Below are 17,670 nucleotides of genomic sequence, written 5' to 3'. Positions count from 1 at the left end.
TAAAGGGGTGGTGGTGGATCAGGCCTGCGGAATATTGCGGTCAGTGCGTGTGACCTGATTGCCGCAGGCTTGGCCAGAACGTGCCCATCGGGCCTGCGTTGCATATATTTTACTGGCGTTTTATTTGAACTGAAAAATATCCGTCTGGATATATGACATAAAAAGTCAGAAAAACTGTTTTCCTGAACAGGAACGTCATGGGAACTGTTTCAGGCAATACTGAATACCAAGACATGAAACCCGCCGTTTTGTTGTGGCGTATGGGGCGGGCGCATATCATGCGGGGCTGCAGCGCACGCGCATGGCCGTCCGTCGCGCGGCGCGAAAACCGTTCGGGCTGTATTTTATTATGTGAATACGTCCCGTCAGCCTGTCCGCGCGTGGCACTGTCCCTGCCGTGGCGCGTTATTGCCTGGGGTCATGATGGACAGGCCCGGCAATCTGACAGGTAGGGCGCGCATGTCCAACGTAGGGCGGTTTGAATTCATCCTGCTGCTGATTGTCCTGATCGTGGGATTGGAACTGGTGGCGCGCAAGCTGCGCCTGCCGCCGGCAGCGGCGCTGGTGCTGGGGGGCATCGCCATTGCGCTGGTGCCCGGCGTGCCGGTGATCGGGATTGATCCCGACCTGGTGCTGATCGTGTTCCTGCCGCCGCTTCTGCTGGCGGGGGCATATTTTTCCGTCTGGCATGCATTCCGGACGCACCTGCTGGGGATATTGCAGCTGGCGGTGGGCGGGGTCGCGTTCACCACGCTGGCGGTGGCGGCCGCGACACGGTGGCTGATCCCGTCCATGCCGTGGGCGGCCTGCGCCGCGCTGGGGGCGATCGTGGCCCCGCCCGATGCCGTGGCGGCGAAGGCGGTGCTCAAGCATGTGCCCCTGCCGGAACGGATGACGACCCTGCTGGAAGGAGAAAGCCTGCTGGATGACGCCGCCAGCCTTGTCATCTACCGCTTTGCCACCCTTGCGGTGCTGACCGGCAGTTTCCGGCCCGTCCATGCCATGGTCACGTTTTTTTTCCTGGCGCTGGGCGGTCTGGTGCTGGGGGGCGTGCTGGCATGGGTGTGGATACGGCTGCTGACGCGGGTACGGGACCGGATCCTCAGCATCACCATGACGCTGCTGCTGCCGTGGGTGGCCTATATCGGGGGGGAACAGGTTGGCGTTTCAGGGGTCATTACCACCGTTGTGGCGGGGCTGGTGCTGGGTTGGCGGCAGCATGACGTTTTCAGCGCCGATGAACGCCTGCGCTGGGCTGCGGTGTGGGAAGTGCTGGTGTTCGTGCTGGAATCCCTTGTGTTCGTGCTGATCGGCATTTCGCTGCATGCCATCGTACTGCGGCATATGGGCACGGCATGGGTGGCGCAGGACGTGGTCCTGCCGGTGGCTGGCATCGTGATGGTGGTGTTGGTGTCGCGTTTTGTCTGGATGCTGCTGACCGAAGGGGGGCGTGTCGCATTCCTGCCGCGTGGCAGACGGCCGGGCTGGCGGGGGTTTTCCAGCTTTGTCGCCATTATGGGATGGTGCGGCATGCGCGGTGTTGTCAGTCTGGCGATCGTGCTGGCCCTGCCACCGGAAATGCCCAACCGCGACATCATGCAGATCGCGACTTTCGTGGTCATTCTGGTCACCGTTCTGGGGCAGGGCACGACCATTGGCTGGGTCATCCGCATGACGGGGGGCGAACCCGCGCACCCACGCGGTCAGCGCCATCACCTGTCCGTATCGCAGGCCCGCGCGCTGATCGCCCGCTCGCAGGAACACGCCATGCGGCAGCTGGCCTATGCCCCGGATGGGCAGATCGTCCATTCCCGCCTGCTGGAACAGTACGCCTATCGCGCGGAACTGGCGGAACGTTTCAGCCACGAGCAGCAGGCGCTGCAGGGGCGCAAGGACGCGCATTACAAGGCGCTTCTGGCAACCATAGACGCGGGTCGCGCGGAACTGCTGCGCCTGCACCGCAGCGGGGAAATCCATGACGCCGTCCTGCACCAGCTGGAGCATGAACTGGACCTGCAGCAGATGACGGCGGAAGGCGGGCTGATCTGACCCTGGCCTACCCGATGGCCTGTGTCATCACGTTATCCAGCCAGTCGGCAAAGACCTGCAGGCGACGCGACAGGTGCTTGCGGTGGGGATAGAGCAGCGTCATGGGCATGGGTTCCGGACGGTACCGAGGCATGACCTCCACCAGTTCACCGGCCGCTATATGGTGACGCACGTCATAGGCCGGAACCTGAATCAGCCCCAGCCCCGCAAGGCAGCAGGCCACCAGGGCCTCTGCGCTGTTGACGCTGACCCGGCCGGGCAGGTCCATGCTCCGGGTCCGCTCAGCCTCCATCCATTCCCATTCCTCCACCCGCCCGGTGGAGGGAGAGGTATAATGCACCGCTTCGTGCGTCCGCAGGTCAGCAGGGCTGTGGGGCGTGCCGTGACGGGCAAGGTACGCGGGACTGGCCACGCTGATGATGTCCAGTTCCCCCATCCGGCGCGCGATCAGGCCGGAATCGGTCAGGGGACCGACACGCAGCACGCAGTCGATCCCGTCCTCGATCAGGTTGATGGCGCGGTCGGTCACGCCCAGTTCGATCCGGATTTCGGGGTAACGGTCCATAAACGCGGGCAGTGCCGGGGCAACCAGCAGCCGCCCGATCCGTCCGGGCATGTCCACACGCAGCAGACCGCGCGGATTGCTGCGATCATGACGGAACAGGGCCTCGGCTTCCGCCACATCCACCACCAGGCGCACGCAGTGTTCATAAAACGCCACGCCATCAGGCATCGGCGCGACGGAGCGTGTGGTTCGTGCCAGAAGCCGCGTGCCCAGCCGGGATTCAAGTTCCTGTATGGCGGTGGATACCGTGGAGCGTGGCATGTTGAGCGTCGCCGCCGCGCGCGTGAAGCTGCCGGTTTCCACCACGCGGGCAAAAATGCGGAAAAGATCGATACGGTCCACGGCTGTCACCGTCAGGTTGCTGTTTGTTCGTCTTTTCTGACATGTGTTGTCAGAAAAGGGAACTTTATGCCTCAATCCCAACTGATAACCTGTCACCATGAACAGCGCGGCACCCGTCCGCGCACCATGAATGGAGGTTGGATATGGCTGATCATAGCATCAAGGGTAAAACCGTCCTGATCGCGGGCGGTGCAAAGAACCTCGGCGGTCTGATCGCCCGTGACCTTGCGGCACATGGCGCGAAGGCCATTGCCATCCATTACAACAGCGAGGCCACACGGCCCGAGGCAGAAAAAACCCTTGCCGACCTGAAGGCCGCAGGCGTGAATGCCGTCGCGTTCCAGGCCGACCTGACGCGCGATGGCGCCGTGGCCGGGCTGTTTGCCGACACGGTAAAGGCCATCGGCCGTCCCGATATCGCGATCAACACGGTGGGCAAGGTACTGAAAAAGCCGATTGCCGATACCAGCGAAGCCGAATTCGATTCCATGTTCGCGATCAATACGCGTGTTGCGTATTTCTTTATCAAGGAAGCGGGCATCCACCTCAATGACCATGGCAAGCTGCTGACGATCGTCACATCGCTGCTTGGGGCCTATACGCCGTTCTATTCAACCTATGCCGGGTCCAAGGCGGCGGTGGAACACTTCACACGTGCCGCGTCCAAGGAATATGGCGCGCGTGGCATATCGGTCAACGCCATCGGGCCGGGACCGATGGACACGCCTTTCTTCTATGGGCAGGAAGCGCCTGAAGCCGTGGCCTATCACAAATCGGCTGCAGCCCTGTCGCCATTCAGCCGGACCGGCCTGACTGAAATCGAGGACATCGCCCCCCATGTCCGCTTTATCGTTTCCGAAGGGTGGTGGATGACCGGCCAGACCATTCTGGTCAATGGCGGTTACACCACGAAATAAGGTCAGCAGTTTCCACAGGTGCCCCCGCCGTGATCCCCACGCGTGTCTGTCCTGACCTGATCCAACGGTCCTGCATTGCCATGGGTAAGGGGACGGGTCAATGCGCGTGGGGTGCGGGTGTATTTAAAGGGCGAGCCGTGACAGGAGGGCTTTTTCAAAAAGCTTCAGAAGCTGCCGCCTGTTTTAAGGGCAGCAGCCAGAAACTTCTGTTTTCTATTGGTAGCCTGCGGCCTGCAGTTCAAAAAGTTCCGCATACCGACCGCCCTGCGCCAGAAGGTCTTCATGCGTGCCGGCCTGCAGGATCCTGCCATGTTCCAGAACGACAATCCGGTCTGCCGTGCGCACGGTGGAAAAGCGGTGTGAAATCACCAGCGCCGCCTTGCCGCGCCGCAATGCGCGCAGGCGTTCGAACACGTCTGATTCCGCCCGCGCGTCGAGTGCCGCGGTCGGTTCATCAAGGATCAGCAGGTCCGCATCACGCATATAGGCACGTGAAATGGCGATTTTCTGCCATTCACCCCCGGATAGTTCGCGGCCTTTCGCCACGCGCTTGCCCAATGGCTGGTCATACCCCATGGGCAGTTTGCCCACCACATCATCTGCCAGCCCTTCATGCGCGGCCGCTTCAATGCGTTGCGTGTCCGACAGGGCGTCGATCCGGCCTACGGCAATATTTTCCGATGCGGTCAGGCTGTAGCGGACAAAATCCTGGAATATGACGCCGATATGCGCGCGCAGGTCCGTCAGGTCCATATCGCCCAGGGGCACGCCATCCACCGTGATCTGCCCTTCATCAGGGTCATACAGCCGGGTCAGCAGCTTGACGATGGTTGTCTTGCCCGCCCCGTTTTCCCCCACCAGCGCCACCGTTTCTCCCGCGCCGATGAACAGATCCAGGTGCCGTATGGCCCACTGGTCCGTGCCGGGATAACGGAAACCGACATTTTCAAACCGGATGCCCTGCCGGATGGGGGACGGAAAGGGCAGCGCGCGTGGCGGTGAGATGATGGCCGGGCGCAGGTCAAGGAAGGCAAAGAAATCATTGAGGTACTGCGCCTGGCTGGCAGTCTGGGTAATGCCCAGCAGCAGGCTGGACAGGACCGAATGCAGCCGCAGGAACGACCCCGACAGGAATGTCAGGTCCCCAACCGAAAACCGGCCACGAACCGTATCCCATACAATGACCAGATAGACCCCGTAATAGGCAACCGACCCGATGGTGGCGAAGGCGCCGCTCCATACAAAGCGGCGCAGGGCCAGCCTGCGGTTCTGTTCCAGCACGGTGCTGGCCGCGGTCCGGAAACGCCCCACCAGAAAATCCCCCAGCCCGAACAGCTTGAGCTCCTTGGCATGTTCCGCGCTGGCGCCGACATAGCGCAGGTATTCCATTTCACGGCGTTCTGCCGTCTTGGCGCGGATAAGCCGGTAGCCTTCGGCATTGAACCGCGCTTCCCCTGCCGCCGAGGGCAGGAGGGCGACCGCCAGAACCACCACCATCCACGGTGCGAACGCCACGACGCCAATCGCAAGCGTCAGCGCGGTCACAGCAGTCTGGGCAATGTTGAACAGTTGCACCAGCAGGTTATTGCGCCCCGATGCCTGACGCCGCGCGCGTTCCAGCAGGTCCTGTAACGTGCTGGATTCAAACTGCTGCAGATCCAGCGTGGCCGAATGGGCCATCAGCGCGAGACTGACGGAGTTGATGTAGCGTTCGTTCAGCAGCCCATCGACCAGCACGATCGCGCGTGATGTCAGGTCCGACAGGATGATGAGGGCGAATTCCAGCCCGATCCATTCTTCCAGCCGGGTGGCCGGACCATGCAGCACCCAGTCCAGCATGGTCTCCGACGCCGGGGCATGGGCGCTGGTGCGAATGACCTCATCGACAATCAGCTTGCCGACATACAGCGCCAGTGGCGGCTGGATGGCCTGCACCAGCCGCAGCGTGATGCTGGCCAATGTCAGGGCGGGGCTGCAGTTCCATATCTGGCGGAACATGCGGGGCACATGCCCGTACACCCCGAAACGGGCGCCCAGGCGGGTCCGCCATGAGGGGAGGGGATCACGGTCCGATGTTTCAGGGGCTGCGTTCAATCAGAAAATCTCCAGCAGGGAAGGGCGGCGGGGCGGGGCAGGTGACAAAAGCAGGGCGACAGCCCGTTTCTCATCACGACTGGCCCAGTATTTCCGCTGTGGCTCGGTCGAGGATGGCGGCAATGCGGCGGGATTCTTCCGCCGTGCATCCACGCTTGTGGCGCAGGGCGTGCCTGATCGCATGGCGTGCTTCATGCAGTTCGTCGGTTTCGGAACCACAGTTGTCGTCAACCCCGGCGAACGCATCGCGCACGTCCGCCATGCGGCCACCGATACGCGCCAGTGTGCGCAGGATACTGTCAGCCTGTTCGCGCCGGGCCGCCAGATGGGCACGGCCCGTTTCCGTCAGGGTATAGCACTTACGGTTGCCATCACGGCTGGCGACGGCGTGGCCGGCTTCATCCAGATAGGTCAGGGCCGGATAGATCATGCCGGGGCCGGGTGCATAAAACCCGCCCGAGCGGTCTCCCAGTTGCCGGATCAGGTCATAGCCATGCGCCGGCTGTTCCGCCAGCAGGGCAAGCAGCACAAGCTGCAGGTCTTCCGAACCGAGCTTTCGCCCCGCCGGGAAATCTCCCCGGCCCAGACCACGTTCAAATCCGCCACGCGACCGCCGGCCCGCCCCATGCCGTCGCCCGCCATGCCTGTGGGCATCGGGGTCGGAATGGGGCGGGTGGGTAGACATATTATCTTCGGTCATATCGTAAGATATAAACTATCTTACGATATATTCAATGGAAGCCATCCATGAACATGCCCGGTCCATAACCGGGTGGCTGTCCCCTGTTTTCCCCTGCCTGGGAAAGAGTGGGCCGGCCGTCCGGGCGCAATGCTCCGGCGCTTATGCGTTCGTGTCATCACCGGGCGGGGCGTCATGCCGCGCGCCGGGTCGTGGCAGGCCCAGATGGTGCGTGCCCTGCCGTGCCGCAAGCTGGATCTGGCGCTCACGTTCCGCATACCGCCTGCGCTGGGCTTCGGTGCGCTGGTCGGCGCAATGGGGGCAGCTTACGCCGTCCACATAATGCGGGCTGGCGCGGTCCGCTTCGCTCAGGGGGGTACGACAGGCGTGGCATATGTCGAATGTACCCGGTTTCAGCCCGTGACCCACGCTGACGCGCTGATCGAATACGAAGCATTCCCCGTCCCACAGGCTTTGATCCTCTGGCACGGTTTCCAGATATTTCAGGATGCCGCCCTGCAGGTGAAACACATCCTCGATCCCTTCCGCACGGACGAAGGCGGTTGCCTTTTCACAGCGTATGCCGCCGGTGCAGAACATCGCGATCCGGGGCGTGCGCCCCTGTGCCAGCAGGTCGCGCCGCCGGTCACGGAACCATTGTGGAAATTCGCGGAACGTGCGGGTGCCCGGATCAATGGCACCCCGGAAGGTGCCGATTGCGACCTCGTAATCATTGCGCGTGTCGATCACGATGGTATCGGGATCGGAAATCAGGGTGTTCCATTCATCGGGTGCTACGTAGTGGCCGACATCGCGGCGGGGATCCAGCCCTTCCACGCCCATGGTCACGATTTCACGCTTTATGCGCACCTTCATGCGGTGGAACGGCAGGGCGGGCGCACGGGAAAACTTGACGTCCAGATCCGCGCAGCCGGGCAGGGCACGGATGATGTCAAGGATGCGGGCAATCGCGTCATCCGTCCCGGCAATGGTGCCGTTTATGCCTTCATGCGCCACCAGCAGGATGCCCCGAATGCCCAGTGCGTGGCAGGCATCCAGCAGCTTCGCGCGTACGGCGGCGCAGTCCGCAAACGGCGTGAAATGATACAGTGCCGCCACGCAGACGGATGGCCGATCCTGCGTGTGCGGAACAACGGAAGGGGTGTGATCTGTCACAATGGCAACCATGCGCTTCAAAAGGGACCGCTGACGAAAGCCGTCAGTGAACGGGCCGTTCCGGCATTTCGGGCAGGCCGCATGTGCGGTCATAGCGGAAATCCCCCGCCAATGCACCCTGTCAGGTCACACGGCGCAGGCCGGGCTGCAATCGGGAAGGAAACGTGATTATAGCGCGTTTCCTCTGTCTGGGCATATGGGAAAAAACCGCTTCATGACCGTCACCCTGTATCATAACCGTGCCTGTGGCACGTCACGCAATGTGCTGGCCATGATCCGTGCTGCCGGGATCGAGCCGGTCGTGGTGGAATACCTGAAGACACCGCCAACCCGTGCCGATCTGGATGTGCTGGCCAGCCGCCTTGTGGTGCCGGTGCGCGACCTGCTGCGCCAGCGCGGTACACCGTATGCGGAACTGGGGCTGGATAACCCGGCGCTGAGCGATGCAGACCTGCTTGATGCCATTGCGGCCCATCCGGAACTGCTCAACCGCCCGGTGGTCATGACCGATCAGGCTGCGCGCCCCTGCCGCCCCAAGGAAACCCTGTTTGACATCCTGCCGCAGGCGCATGGGGCCTGAATAACGGGACGGGCACAAAAGGCCGCCATTAAATTACAGGAAGTGTCCGGCGAAGCTTTTTTCGGAAAGCTTCGGGAAATGTCGGCTTTATTGAAAAATGGCGTCACTATGCTTTCGGGTGCATCCTGTTCCGCACGGCATGGATCACGATAAAGAACAGCGTCGTGCCAAGGCTGGCCATGGCGGTCATGCGTTGTGATGCATTCAGCAGCATGGCCACGAAAATGACCATGACACCCCCCAGTGTCAGGAGGTTGACCGCCGGGAAGAAAGGCAGCCGGAAACAGGCTGCCTGTTCCGTATCGGCCATGCGGCGGCGCAGGACCATGTAGGATGTGACAATCAGCGAATAGACCAGCAGGATCACCCCGCCACTGCAACTGAGCAGGAAGGCGAACACCGTGCCCGGCGCAAGGATGGAGGCAAACGCCACCACGGCCCCGGCCAGTGAATTGGCCATGATGGCGTTGACCGGCGTATGCTGCCGCCCGTAATGGTGCAGCACGGCGGGCGCGTCACCATGCCGGGCCAGTTCGGCCAGGATACGTGATGTGATGTACAGGCTGGAATTCATGCATGACAGTACTGCTGTCAGCACCACGACCTGCATGCACGCGCCGGCCCCCGGAATGCCCATGGCCTGCATGGCCGCGACAAAGGGCGAATGGCCCGGAGCGATGTCCGACCATGGCACGATCATAAGGATCAGCGCGATGGACAGGCTGTAGAACAGCACGATGCGGGTGCCCAGACTGCGGGTGACATGGGCTACGTTGCGTGCCGGTTCCGCGGACTCGCCTGCCGCCACCGTCGCGATTTCCGATCCGATCATGGTGAACAGGACGGTGGGGATAATGGAAATCACGGCCGCCGCCCCATGCGGGAACAGGCCGCCATGGCCCAGCACGTTGCGCGGGATCTGGACGCCGGGTCCGAAGACATGGGCGACATACAGCGTGCCCGCCATGATGAACAGCACGATGCTGATGACCTTCACCAGCGACAGCCAGAACTCACACTCCCCGAATATATGGACCGCTGCCAGGTTGATCAGGTTCAGCGCCACGATCAGCGCCATGGCCAGAAGCCAGACCGGCAGATGGATCCAGTCATGCAGCAGGATGGCTCCGGCAATGGCCTCGCTGCCCAGGGCCACCAGCCAGAAAAACCAGTACAGCCACCCCGTGGTAAAGGCAGCCCCGTCGCCATGGGCCAGGCGGACATAGGCCACGAACGATCCCTTGCCGGGGATGGCGGTCACCATTTCGCCCAGCATGCGCATGACGAGCATGACCACAAGCCCCACCGCGACAAAGGCCAGCAGCACGGCGGGCCCTGCCGCGGCAATGGCCGCACTGCTGCCCACGAACAGTCCGGCCCCGATCGCGCCGCCAAGCGCGATCATGATGATATGCCGCTGCTTCAGCGTTGAAGCAGGTCGGGAAGGCGGCTGGTAGGTGCCAGTCGTGTCAGACATGCCGTACGGGGTTTCCTGAATGGCGGGAAAGAATGATGTCAGCGGTGGTGCGGATCGCATGCCACCCTGACGGCGGCGGACCCGGCGGTCCTGCATTCCGGTGACGGGCAGGCGCGGGCAAACAGGACGGAGGCATCAGGCACGCCGGGAAAAGGTACGGGACGCAGGCTGATATCGTTTCAGTTTCATCGCGAACATAGGACAGGAACGTACCCGTTATGTAAAGGGGCGACATGTCGGGCGTGCAGACATAAAATGTCTGTTTTACAGGGATATGGCCGGGCCATGCGGCGGTCTTTCCGGATCGTATCCATGTTTTTTTGACAGGGCGCAGGATTTCCCCGAAGACACATTTCATGCCCGACCCGAATGCACAGGTAACCGTTATCCTGAACCCGACCGCCGGGCGCCGGCGTATCGGGCGTGTGGTGCGCTTTGTACGGCGGTTGCAGCATGCGGGCATGCAGGCGGACATCGTGCCAACCCTGCATAAGAGACACGCAACGGATCTGGCGCGTCGGGCGGTGGCGGAACGTACCTGCAGCCATATCATTGCTGCAGGCGGGGATGGCACAGTGGCCGAAGTGGCCGAAGGCATGGCCGGTTCCGATATCATATTGGGCATACTGCCCGTCGGTACGGCGAATGTCCTGGCGCGTGAACTGCGTGTGCCGTTTGATGATGACAGGAATGTGCGCATGATCGCTGGTGGCGCCAGCACCATTGTCTGGCCGGGACGGCTGCGGTCCTCCACGGGGGAATGCCTGTTTGTGCAGATGGTCGGCATTGGCTTTGACGCACATGTGGTGCATGTCGTGTCGGCACGGCTGAAAAAACTGGTGGGGCGTGCCGCCTATGTCATGGCGACGCTGGGTGCGTTGTGGAAATACACGTTCGCCCCCATTACCGTATCGGTTGATGGCGTTCCCTATCAGGCTGCATCGGTTATCGTGTCAAAAGGGGCGTTATATGCCGGGAAATATGTCCTGACGCCACGGACACAGCAGACATCCAGAAGGCTGTCGGTTGTCCTGTTCGGCGCGGCGGGGATCGGCAGCAGCATCCGCTACGGCCTTGCCCTGCTGCGTGGGACCCTGTCACGGCAGCACGATGTCAGGATATTGACGGCGGAAACGGTTGAAATCAGGGATCCCTGCCATATGCCCGTCCAAAGTGACGGGGACGCGCGGGGTCATACACCCATACGGATTGATATTCCCGATCGTCCCCTGCGTATCGCGGTATAAGGGACTGTCTGAAAGGACAGCTTACGAAATATCCGATAAGTCCACTGAAAGTTTTTTGGTGGAGCCTGTTTCGGAAAGCTTCAGGAAACGTCGTGTTTTTGAAAAAGGCGACACCCAAGAATCTGCATCAATACCGTTTCTGTCAAGGAATGAATGATATGGTTGCGGGACGGTATCAGGCAGCCGTCGCGGATGTCCGGACCATGCCACCCCATACGATCAGCGCATTGACTGCCAGCCCGATCATGCCGGGATTCAGCCCCGCAGGCATCACATGCAGGAAAAACAGGCTGATTCCGATCAGGTCGCCACATAACAGTCCCGCAATAATGGGTACGGCCGATACCCTGCGGTTGAAGATGGCAACGATAATGCCCGGTGCAAGCTGGGTGACACCGATATAATACAGGTTGTTCAGCATGACCATCAGCCCCGACAGTGACGCGCCCCCCAGAACCGAAACCAGCAGGTAAATGGCAATGGTGACCTGTGCCCCCGTTTTCTGGGTGCGGTCCGAATGTCCGGGCATCAGGTTGCGTGAAACCAGTGGCCCCAGCGCCAGGCAGATCCCCGCCAGGATCACCAGCGCCGAAAGCGCGCATCCCCCCGCCACCAGCCCACGTGCCCAGTGGGGCAGGGTGGCGCAGACCGCGACCATGAAGACATCATTGGGTGACGCAGGTGTCATGCCCGCTGTCCGTACATACAGAGCCATCATGAACAGGAACGGGAACATAAGCATGTAAAGCGGCATGAAAATCTGGTTTTTCTGCACGGTCCGGGGCGACCGGGCGCTGAACAGGAAGGCAACCGTCTGTGGCGCGATACATAACCCGATCGATTGCAGGATAATGGTCGAGACAATGAAGGCGTTGCCGCCCGGCACCCCATGAACACCCCCGTCCGGACGGGACAGGCGTGCCAGTGCGGCAGGCCAGTGCATGGCATGCATGGCTGCATATCCGCCCAGCACGATCGCCACCACCATCAGCATATCCTTCAGTATGGAAACATAGGCCGGTGCGCGTATGCCCGACAGCAGGATCCACGCCAGTGTCAGTAACGCCGATGCCCCCGTCATCATCATGCCTGAAACATGCCAGCCCAGATTGCGGACCACTACCATAAGGCCCGCAAACTGCATTTCACCGAAGGGAAGAAGAAATAACGTGGTATTCAGCACGATCAGGATTTCCAGAACGCGGCTGGCGTAATGGTTGCGGAAAATATCGGCAATCGTCACGCAGGCATATTTCTGCCCCAGTGCCCATACGCGCGGGTTCAGGAAATACCCCACCGGATAGGACAGCAGGATATACCCCAGGAACCACAGCCCGAACCCGCTGCCCTGCGTATATATCCCGGCGGGAAAGCCCAGGACGCTGCCGATGCTGTATGTCTCCCCGATGGTCAGGAAAAAAACGAGTACGGCCCCGAACTGACCCGATGCCACAAAGAAGTCCCGTGTATTGCGCGCGGCGTGGCGATAGCGTGAATAGATGGCGATCAGCACGGAAGCCGTAATGACAGCCAGGAATACGGAAACTTCCATGCCTTATTTTACCTGCTTTCCGTCTGGCCCGGGTGGTGACAGGTTCCAGCACACGGTCAGGCACGCCGGCACCAGAATGAAACAGGCGAACATCCAGATCATTTCAAGCGGAATGCCGAATAATGCCATCCGGAACGCCTGAAGCGCCAGACACCCCCCGATCACCAGACAGAACGGCAGGACAATGCCAACCAGCAGCACGGGAAGGGAGATGGCGGGCATGATCCCGGTGTCGTTGTCCTGCCTGTCGTGATCATGCATGCCTGTCTGACCCGGTCCTGTGGTAATGGCAGGATGCCGTCATGCCATCCTGTCCGGCTGATACGGGCACGCGGGGCGCATCATGCCCCCCGGCGCCAAAGGCGGAAACTGTAATGAAATTACGCATTGTGGCATAGGGACACGGCAGCGCATTCCATAATCATGCAGTGGTTTTTTTCCAGTTCCCCATCGCTGCCATGCCTGCGGCCTGCGGGACGGGGAGGGGAATTCACTCCCCACACCAGCGGGCGGCATGATATGCATGTCCCGACATGACAACCCAGATGATGATCGAACTGATTGCTGTCCTGACGGCCGTGCGGGATGACGTGCCGCAGGTCATGACGATCGACCACGGCAGGCTGCTGCCGTCCGGCCCGCTGGAAAGTACCCATCGGTCCCTGCAGGCAGGTGTCCGGGCATGGGTGGAACGTCAGACCGGTCACCCCATCGGGCATGTGGAACAGCTGTACACCTTTGCCGATCATGACCGCCTGCTGGGCGCGGAACAGGGCAGGATGATCGCCATTTCCTATCTGGCTCTGACCCGCAGCCACGCGGGGGAGACAGGCTGGCGGGACTGGTATGACTATTTCCCGTGGGAAAACTGCAAGACGGATGCGGGGCGGGACTGCCTGACCATTATCGAACGCCTGTTATGCAAATGGGTGGCGGGCATGGACAACGCGGCCGTGCGCGTGCGGCAGTGGCAGCGCTGTGTCACCCTGTTCGCCATTGGTGACATGGTGGCGTGGAATGACGAACTGGTGCTGCAACGCTATGAACTGCTGTATGAAGCCGGGCTGGTGGCGGAAGCGGGCTGCACACCCGAAAGCACCGTGCCAGGGCGGGCCATGCATCACGACCACCGGCGCATACTGGCCACCGGCATGGCGCGGTTACGTGCAAAGATACGTTACCGGCCGGTCGTGTTTGAACTGATGCCGGAGGAATTCACGCTGCTGCAGTTACAGCGCGTGATGGAAAGCCTGTCGGGGGTCCATATCCATAAACAGAATTTCCGCCGCCTGATCATGCAGCAGCAACTCGTTGAAGAAACAGGCGGAATTGAGGAACATACCGGCGGCAGACCCGCCCGGCTGTACCGTTTCTGTGGGGAAGTCAGACAGGCGCGGTACCTGGCAGGCACCAAGATTCCATTGGCCCAGCCCTGATGGGAAAAACGGGATCTCACGAAAAACCTGATTGACAAGAGGCTTGTTTCCCATTGGAACTGTCCAACCGGCCCCTGCCGCCCGGCTTATACTCAATATGAGCATAAATAGCGCGACAGGATGGGCGAAGGGAGAACAGGCATGAACCGGATTACGCCGCGTGGCGAAACAGACGGGCTGTATGACCGCGTGCGGCATCTGGTCCCCGAAATGGAATGGGAGACGTTTGTCGAGGATATCCGCGCGATCGAAGCGCTCAAGCGCGAACGCAACGCCGTCATCCTCGCGCATAACTACCAGACGCCCGAGATATTTCACTGCGTGGCCGATATCCGTGGCGACAGCCTTGCCCTGGCGCGGGAGGCACAGGAAACGGATGCGGACGTGATCGTCATGGCGGGCGTCCATTTCATGGCGGAAACGGCCAAGATGCTGAACCCGCATAGCACCGTGCTGATCCCCGACCTGCATGCGGGCTGTTCGCTGGCTGATTCCATTACCGGGCGGGACGTGCGCCTGCTGCGTGAACGCTATCCCGGCGTGCCGGTTGTCACCTACGTCAACACCTCAGCCGAGGTGAAAGCCGAAAGCGATATCTGCTGCACGTCAGGCAATGCGAAGCGGGTGGTGGAAAGCCTTGGCAGCGACCGTGTCATCATGATCCCTGATGAATTCCTGGCCCGCAACATCGAAGCCGAGACCGGCATCAGGATGATCACATGGGCTGGTCACTGCGAGGTGCATGAACGCTTCACCCCGCAGGAAATCGAGCGCATGCGCGCCGACCACCCTGGGCTTGTGGTCCTTGCCCACCCTGAATGCCCGCCCGAAGTGGTGGCGGCATCCGATTTCAGCGGGTCTACCGCCATGATGGGTGATTTCGTGCGCGAGCATACCGGCAGCCGCATCCTGCTGGTGACCGAATGTTCCATGAGCGACAACCTTGCGGTGCAGTATCCGCAGACCGAATTCGTGCGTCCATGCAACATGTGCCCGCACATGAAACGCATTACTCTGTCCAATATCCGCCAGTCGTTGGAAAACATGACGCATGAGGTCACGCTGGACCCCGAACTGGCCAGCCGTGGCCGCCGCGCCGTTGAACGCATGCTGGCGATATGACCACCCTGCCGCCGCCGGGCCAGCTTGCCGGACAGCCGCTGATCATCGGCGGGGGACTGGCGGGCGTCATGGTCGCACTGTCCACTACGCGGCCATGCGTGCTGGCATGCGCCGGACGGCTGGATGACATGCGCCCGCCCGCTGCCGCCAGCATGCTGGCGCAGGGGGGAATGGCCGCGGCCGTGGGGGCGGATGATACGCCCACGCTGCATGCGGCGGATACACTGGCGGCGGGGGCGGGATTATGTACTGCCGCAGTGGTCGACCGTGTGACAGCCTGCGCGCCGGCGGCGGTGGAACAGCTGGCCGGGCTTGGCGTGCGGTGGGACAGGCATGCGGATGGCAGCCTGCAACTGGGCCTGGAAGCCGCCCATGGGCGGCGGCGCATCGTTCATGCGGGGGAAGATGCAACGGGGGCCACCATCATGCGCGCGCTGGTTGCCCGCGTGCGGCAGACCCCGCGCATCACGGTGGTGGAACAGGCCCATGCGCATGACCTGTTGGTGCATGATGGCGCGGTGGCGGGGGGCGTGCTGGATATTGGCGGGCGCACTGTCACGCTGTCCACCCCGGCGGTCGTGCTGGCCACCGGCGGGGCAGGCGGCCTGTTTGCCGATACCACCAATCCCGCCGGGGCTACCGGCAGTGGCCTTGCCATGGCCGCGCGCGCGGGCGCAGTGCTGGGCAATATGGAATTCGTGCAGTTTCACCCGACTGCCCTGTCCGCCGGGCCGGAAGGGCAGCGCCTGTGCCTGGTCAGCGAGGCCGTGCGGGGCGAAGGGGCTGCCCTGATTGATGAAACGGGCGAACGCTTTACCAGTGAACTCGCCACGCGCGACAGCGTATCGCGTGCGGTCTGGCGTCACATGATGGCAGGTCACAGTGTGTATCTTGATGCCCGTGCGGCTGTGGGCGCGGCCTTTCCCCGGCATTTCCCTGCCATATATGCGCTGTGCATGGCCCATGGCATCAATCCCGTAACGCAGCCGATTCCCGTCCGTCCCGCCGCCCATTACCATATGGGGGGCATCATGGTGGATCATCGGGGGCGGACCGGTGTCGCGGGCCTGTGGGCAGCAGGAGAGGTAGCATGCACCGGCCTGCATGGCGCCAACCGGCTGGCCAGCAATTCCCTGCTGGAAGCCGTGGCGTTCGGCACATGGATCGGCCACGAACTTGATGGCTGCACGACGTCCTGCGTTCCTGTGCCCGATATCGCCCGCCTGCCGCATGACCTGGCCGCATGTCCCCCACCGGCCGCCCTGCGCCGGATCATGAGCCATCATGCCGGGGTGATCCGCACGGGTGACAGCCTGCGTTCGGGCCTGAAACAGGTCATGCCCTTCATGGGCACGGATGTCGGGCTGGTCTGTGCCTCGATCCTTCTGGCCGCCAGCCTGCGCCGTGAAAGCCGGGGCGGCCATTTCCGCAGTGATTATCCCTACGCCATGGCGACTGCTGCGCCCTCGCGCTTTCGGCTGGCGGACCTGCAGGCCCGGCTTGCGGATATGCATGATGTGCCCGTACCCGCCATCCCGTCCATGAATGAAAGACACGCCCCATGATCCATTCCCTGCCCGATATCATGCTGGAACCGCTCGTGCGTGCGGGCCTGCTGGAGGATCTGGGCCGCGCGGGCGACCTGACGACCGATGCCGTGATCGTAGACGGGGATGCTGGTGTCTCTGCCGTGCTGGCCGCGCGGCAGGACGGGGTGATTGCCGGTCTGGACATGGCGCGGCTGTCCTTTGCGCTCATGGACCCGCGCATCGTGTTCGAACCCCATGTGCGCGATGGTGACGTGGTAACACGTGGCGCCCGTCTTGCGACGGTGCGCGGGCCTGCGCGTGGCATCCTGTCGGGGGAGCGCGTGGGTCTCAATTTCCTGTCGCATCTCAGCGGGATCGCAACGGCTACGGCGCAACTGGTTGAACTGGTCCGTCCCTATCGCGCCAGCATCACCTGCACGCGCAAGACCATGCCCGGCCTGCGGGCAATCCAGAAATATGCGGTCCGGGCTGGTGGCGGCAGCAACCACCGTTTTGGCCTGGATGACGCCATCCTGATCAAGGACAACCATATCGCCTTTGCCGGCGGGATTACGGCTGCGGTGGACCGGGCGCGCCGGGCCGCAGGGCATCTGGTGCGCATCGAGCTGGAGGTCGATACGCTGGCGCAACTGCGCGAGGGGCTGGAGACAGGCGGCGTTGATGTCTTCCTGCTGGATAACATGCCCCCCGACATGCTGCGTGAGGCCGTGCGGACTGTCGATGGCCGTGCCCTGACCGAAGCCTCGGGTGGTATCACGCCCCATACGGTCACGGCCGTGGCGCAGGCGGGGGTGGATCTGATTTCCCTTGGCTGGCTGACCCATACCGTGCGTGTCATGGATATCGGACTGGATTACCTGCCCTGATCCTGTAGGAAGGACGGT

The 17,670-nt window shown here is 62.1% G+C and carries 15 protein-coding genes; 8 read left to right on the top strand and 7 right to left on the bottom strand.

All coding sequences use genetic code 11. The annotated features are described in order from the left end of the window. Positions 1–459 precede the first annotated feature (459 nt). Positions 460–2,049 carry a cation:proton antiporter gene (locus CFR80_RS08890; RefSeq protein WP_010514886.1) on the top strand — a complete coding sequence of 530 codons (1,590 nt, stop codon included), beginning with the start codon at positions 460–462 and terminating at the stop codon, positions 2,047–2,049. A 7-nt stretch (positions 2,050–2,056) separates the two neighbouring features. On the opposite strand, the gene CFR80_RS08885 is transcribed toward CFR80_RS08890, so the two are convergent. Continuing rightward, complete coding sequence (locus CFR80_RS08885; RefSeq protein WP_110507249.1) at positions 2,057–2,956, bottom strand: LysR family transcriptional regulator; 900 nt, start codon at positions 2,954–2,956, stop codon at positions 2,057–2,059. Positions 2,957–3,099: 143 nt separating this feature from the next. Here CFR80_RS08885 and CFR80_RS08880 point away from each other — a divergent pair, with 143 nt between their 5' ends. After that, on the top strand, positions 3,100–3,873 hold the full coding sequence (locus tag CFR80_RS08880) for an SDR family oxidoreductase (protein WP_010514888.1): 774 nt from the start codon (positions 3,100–3,102) through the stop codon (positions 3,871–3,873). Positions 3,874–4,086: 213 nt separating this feature from the next. Here the strand turns inward: CFR80_RS08880 and CFR80_RS08875 are convergent, their stop codons facing one another. The 3 genes from CFR80_RS08875 to trhO form a co-directional block, all read right to left on the bottom strand. Further along, entirely contained in the window at positions 4,087–5,967 is a 1,881-nt protein-coding gene (locus CFR80_RS08875) for an ABC transporter ATP-binding protein (RefSeq protein WP_110507248.1), read from the bottom strand. 73 nt (positions 5,968–6,040) lie between these two features. Continuing rightward, entirely contained in the window at positions 6,041–6,652 is a 612-nt protein-coding gene (locus CFR80_RS08870; protein ID WP_258367754.1) for a PadR family transcriptional regulator, read from the bottom strand. Positions 6,653–6,808: 156 nt separating this feature from the next. Continuing rightward, a complete protein-coding gene (gene trhO / locus CFR80_RS08865; RefSeq protein ID WP_010514893.1) occupies positions 6,809–7,834 on the bottom strand; it encodes an oxygen-dependent tRNA uridine(34) hydroxylase TrhO in 1,026 nt (341 codons plus the stop codon). A gap of 202 nt (positions 7,835–8,036) precedes the next feature. Here trhO and arsC point away from each other — a divergent pair, with 202 nt between their 5' ends. Then, positions 8,037–8,402: an arsenate reductase (glutaredoxin) gene (gene arsC, locus CFR80_RS08860; protein ID WP_042658889.1), complete on the top strand. Its 366-nt coding sequence runs from the start codon at positions 8,037–8,039 to the stop codon at positions 8,400–8,402. Positions 8,403–8,508: 106 nt separating this feature from the next. Here arsC and CFR80_RS08855 read toward each other — a convergent pair whose 3' ends face one another. Continuing rightward, the gene (locus CFR80_RS08855; protein WP_010514895.1) at positions 8,509–9,879 is read right to left on the bottom strand and encodes an amino acid permease; all 1,371 of its coding nucleotides are present in this window, start codon (positions 9,877–9,879) and stop codon (positions 8,509–8,511) included. Positions 9,880–10,235: 356 nt separating this feature from the next. Between CFR80_RS08855 and CFR80_RS08845 the strand changes: the two genes are divergently transcribed. Continuing rightward, the gene (locus CFR80_RS08845; protein ID WP_010514897.1) at positions 10,236–11,126 is read left to right on the top strand and encodes a diacylglycerol/lipid kinase family protein; all 891 of its coding nucleotides are present in this window, start codon (positions 10,236–10,238) and stop codon (positions 11,124–11,126) included. 175 nt (positions 11,127–11,301) lie between these two features. On the opposite strand, the gene CFR80_RS08840 is transcribed toward CFR80_RS08845, so the two are convergent. Together CFR80_RS08840 and CFR80_RS08835 are read right to left on the bottom strand one after the other, a co-directional pair. Further along, the gene (locus tag CFR80_RS08840) at positions 11,302–12,678 is read right to left on the bottom strand and encodes a sodium:solute symporter family protein (protein ID WP_010514898.1); all 1,377 of its coding nucleotides are present in this window, start codon (positions 12,676–12,678) and stop codon (positions 11,302–11,304) included. 3 nt (positions 12,679–12,681) lie between these two features. Next, a complete protein-coding gene (locus CFR80_RS08835; protein ID WP_010514899.1) occupies positions 12,682–12,939 on the bottom strand; it encodes a hypothetical protein in 258 nt (85 codons plus the stop codon). 284 nt (positions 12,940–13,223) lie between these two features. Here CFR80_RS08835 and CFR80_RS08830 point away from each other — a divergent pair, with 284 nt between their 5' ends. The 4 genes from CFR80_RS08830 to nadC all read left to right on the top strand — a co-directional run bounded on the left by CFR80_RS08830 (position 13,224) and on the right by nadC (position 17,652). Then, positions 13,224–14,114 (top strand): NUDIX hydrolase, encoded by an 891-nt coding sequence (locus CFR80_RS08830; protein WP_048856516.1) that lies wholly within the window; start codon positions 13,224–13,226, stop codon positions 14,112–14,114. 141 nt (positions 14,115–14,255) lie between these two features. Continuing rightward, positions 14,256–15,236, top strand: coding sequence for a quinolinate synthase NadA (gene nadA / locus CFR80_RS08825; protein ID WP_010514902.1), 981 nt, complete (start codon positions 14,256–14,258; stop codon positions 15,234–15,236). After that, positions 15,233–16,801: an L-aspartate oxidase gene (locus CFR80_RS08820; protein WP_110507246.1), complete on the top strand. Its 1,569-nt coding sequence runs from the start codon at positions 15,233–15,235 to the stop codon at positions 16,799–16,801. Before nadA ends, CFR80_RS08820 begins: the two co-directional genes overlap by 4 nt. After that, positions 16,798–17,652: a carboxylating nicotinate-nucleotide diphosphorylase gene (gene nadC, locus CFR80_RS08815; protein ID WP_010514904.1), complete on the top strand. Its 855-nt coding sequence runs from the start codon at positions 16,798–16,800 to the stop codon at positions 17,650–17,652. The genes CFR80_RS08820 and nadC overlap by 4 nt, the downstream gene beginning before the upstream one ends. The last annotated feature ends 18 nt before the right edge of the window (positions 17,653–17,670 follow it).

The sequence above is a fragment of the Komagataeibacter oboediens genome (assembly GCF_003207815.1).
Lineage (GTDB): Bacteria > Pseudomonadota > Alphaproteobacteria > Acetobacterales > Acetobacteraceae > Komagataeibacter > Komagataeibacter oboediens.
Note: the sequence above shows the minus strand (reverse complement) of the source record. Positions and strands in the feature narration are given on the sequence as shown.